We start from the raw sequence: 262 nt of genomic DNA, 5'->3' as shown, positions 1-262 counted from the left end.
AACTGATCGAACGAACCGCGAAACGCGGCGATGGACGCCGCGCCCCGGGAGAAGGCAGAGAGACGAGCCTTACTTGACCATGTCGTCGCCGAGCGTTTCCTTGACGTAGTCGACAAGGATCTTCTGGGCGCCGGCGGCGTCGGTTTCCTTGCGCAGCAGCGCTTCGGTGGCGCGCGCGACACCTTCCGCCACGGTGCCGAATCCGGACGCTTGCTTCAGGAACACGCCGTTCTCGGCCGCCGCATGGATCGGAACCAGTTCC

At 64.9% G+C, this 262-nt stretch carries 1 pseudogene; it reads right to left on the bottom strand.

Features of this window, described 5'->3' with window-relative positions:
* Window positions 1-69: 69 nt before the first annotated feature.
* A pseudogene (locus EOD29_RS32690) lies at window positions 70-262 on the bottom strand (ABC transporter substrate-binding protein); the annotation flags it as partial.

The sequence above is a fragment of the Mesorhizobium sp. M1A.T.Ca.IN.004.03.1.1 genome (assembly GCF_003997555.1).
Taxonomy (GTDB): domain Bacteria; phylum Pseudomonadota; class Alphaproteobacteria; order Rhizobiales; family Rhizobiaceae; genus Mesorhizobium.
The sequence above is the reverse complement of the archived record's forward strand: the minus strand, read 5'-3'. Positions and strand labels throughout refer to the sequence as shown.